The 2,686-nt window shown below is 28.8% G+C and carries 4 protein-coding genes and 1 pseudogene; 1 reads left to right on the top strand and 4 read right to left on the bottom strand.

Annotated features, from left to right (window positions below):
- A partial coding sequence (locus ACI3VO_RS13610) for a hypothetical protein (RefSeq protein ID WP_439758437.1) occupies positions 1-445 on the top strand: 445 nt, incomplete at its 5' end.
- Between the two features lie 58 nt (positions 446-503).
- On the opposite strand, the gene ACI3VO_RS13605 is transcribed toward ACI3VO_RS13610, so the two are convergent.
- The 4 genes and pseudogenes from ACI3VO_RS13605 to ACI3VO_RS13590 all read right to left on the bottom strand — a co-directional run.
- Positions 504-671 (bottom strand): hypothetical protein, encoded by a 168-nt coding sequence (locus ACI3VO_RS13605; RefSeq protein WP_439758436.1) that lies wholly within the window; start codon positions 669-671, stop codon positions 504-506.
- A gap of 183 nt (positions 672-854) precedes the next feature.
- Positions 855-1,076, bottom strand: coding sequence for an alpha/beta-type small acid-soluble spore protein (locus tag ACI3VO_RS13600; protein ID WP_320625575.1), 222 nt, complete (start codon positions 1,074-1,076; stop codon positions 855-857).
- Positions 1,077-1,218: 142 nt separating this feature from the next.
- Positions 1,219-2,448: an NAD(P)/FAD-dependent oxidoreductase gene (locus ACI3VO_RS13595; RefSeq protein ID WP_439758435.1), complete on the bottom strand. Its 1,230-nt coding sequence runs from the start codon at positions 2,446-2,448 to the stop codon at positions 1,219-1,221.
- A gap of 23 nt (positions 2,449-2,471) precedes the next feature.
- Positions 2,472-2,686 (bottom strand): annotated as a pseudogene (locus ACI3VO_RS13590) (phosphatase PAP2 family protein); the annotation flags it as partial.

Raw genomic sequence — 2,686 nt, 5'->3', positions numbered from 1 at the left:
TAGAAATAAAATTTATAACTCTACCAAAAAATTTATCAGAAAATATCAAAAAGGTATTAGCTCTGGAAAACTTACAGCTGAAAAATTTGCAGAAAATATCTATGCTAACAGAATATTATCCAACATCCTAGATGAATCAATTTTAAATCAAGCTGATTTCCAAAACTCATATCTAAATTATATAAATACTCTGATGAAAAATCAAAACGAAAACTTTAAAAGCTATATAAATTCTAAACACAATAAAAATAATATTAAATCGACTGTTTCATTACAAATAAAATTAAAAAAAATCCTAAAAAATAGCGACTATTTACTAAATATTCCCATTCAATACTTAAATGCAAATGATATCGAAGCCATAATAAAATATATTGAAACAGGTCAAATAGATATTGGCAATGAAAAAATCTACAAATACATCGATAAAATCCATTTTAATTGAACTTATATATTTGTAGAAAATAAGAAAACATATATCTTATTTTCTACAAATCAATCCTCTATCCTAATGCCTTTTCTAGTTTAGATAAATGCTTTATTGGATAGTACTTTAGCAACTCTCTAAATTGCTCGATAGTAAGGCCCTGAGTAGTTGTATAAATGCGAATTTTCTCATCTAAATCAGCATTTATAAAGTCATTTTTTATTTTTTCAAAATCTACTGCCATGACGCCACTTCCTCTTATATAAATTTTAATTTACATAATCAAAAATAATTATATATGTAAATCTTCAAATTTATTTTAACCAATAAATGCATCTTTATTCATCAATAAACTACTAAAGTGGTAAACCCATTTTATAAATGAGCTTACCACTTTTTATCTAATAATATTTTAATCGTATTTTATTTATTTTTGAACTTTTCCTGACATTTGTTGTTCTGCCATTTCAACTAATTTTTTAGTCATGTATCCACCTACATAACCGTTTTGTCTAGCGGTTAAATTTCCTTTATCAACTTGTTGATAGTCAGACATTCCTAATTCATTAGCTATTTCTAATTTCATTTGATTTAATGCTTGTTTAGCTTCTGGGACTACTGTTCTGTTATTGTTATTATTATTTGACATATTTAATACCTCTTTTCTATTAATTTTGTTACTTGGTAGTATTATATGAATTATAAAATTTATAATACATACAATTTATGACAAATTTCTTAATAGCTGGCACTAAAATAATATCAAATTCAAACACAAAATTTTTAATAAATTAACAGTTCATTGCAGCCAAATACGCTGTAGAAAAAGCTATTTGAAGGTTAAATCCACCTGTATATGCATCTACATCTATTACTTCTCCAGCAAAGAACAACCCTGAAATTAATTTCGATTCCATAGTGCTAGAATTTATTTCACTCGTCTTAACTCCTCCTGAAGTTATTATAGCTTCTTCAATAGGTCTATAATTTTTAACAGTAAACGTCATATTTTTTATTAAATGCACTAAATTTTTTCTATTTTCCTTAGAAATTTGATTTACCTTCATATAAGGATCTATTCCGCTCAATTCTACAATTACTGGAATTAACTTTTTAGGTAGCAAATCATTTAGAGAGTTTTCAAAGTTTTTATTTGAGTACTTTTGAAAATCCCTTTGTATCCTCTTATCTAATTTCTCCTCATCTAAAACAGGCTTCAAATCTAAAACTATTCTGTAGTTATCCTTAGACATATCTCCCATACGGCAACTTGCTGATTTTATAATAGGACCATCTATTCCGTATTTTGTAAATTCCATCTCTCCAAAATCCTCATATATCTTTTTATTTTTGCTATTGTAAACATCAATTTTTACATTTCTAAGAGATAGCTTTTCTAAGTCCTTTACATAGCTTTCAGCTACTTCGAGACCTATAAGAGATGGCTTTGGAGCAACTATAGTATGTCCTAAGCTTTTAGCAAATCTATATCCGTCTCCAGTAGAGCCAGTCCTTGGATAGCTGACTCCACCTGTTGCAACAATTACGCTATCACATTCAATTTCCTTTTTATCAGAAAGTACGACCTTAGTTACCTTTTTATTTTCTGCTATTATTTTTTCTACCTTTGAGTTTAGCAAAACCTCTACATTTTTGGCATTTCTCATTTGGTTTTCCAAAGCCCTTACAACATCTGAAGCCTTATCACTTACAGGAAAAACCCTCTTTCCTCTCTCTGTCTTAGTCTCAACTCCTAAATTATTAAACATATCTACAACCTGATCGTTGGTAAATGTATAAAATGCGCTATATAAAAACTTGCCATTTGTAGGTACATTTTCTATTAGCTCCTCTATATCGCAATCATTTGTTATATTACATCTACCCTTACCTGTTATGGCTAATTTTCGTCCACATCTCTTTTGCTTTTCAAGTACTGTAACTTTAAATCCTCTATCAGAAGCCACCTTTGCAGCTAACATACCGCTAGCTCCAGCTCCTATAATCACTACTTTTTTCAAAAAATCATCCTCTCAAAATTATTTTAATCTAAATTGCACACTTTAAATAAAAAAGGCACTCCTGCCACGCCCCAAAGCGCAATCAAAGTATATCTTATATAATCCACAATCCATAAAATAGGCTCGCTCGTATTATTTCCAAATATCATAACTGATAAATATTTCAATAAAGCATATACAGCCCCTAAAGTAATTATCCCAATTACAAATCTCAATACTCTAGTCTTCATACTAGTTT

The sequence above is a fragment of the Intestinibacter sp. genome, assembly GCF_051866655.1.
Taxonomy (GTDB): domain Bacteria; phylum Bacillota; class Clostridia; order Peptostreptococcales; family Peptostreptococcaceae; genus Intestinibacter.
The sequence above is the reverse complement of the archived record's forward strand: the minus strand, read 5'-3'. Positions and strand labels throughout refer to the sequence as shown.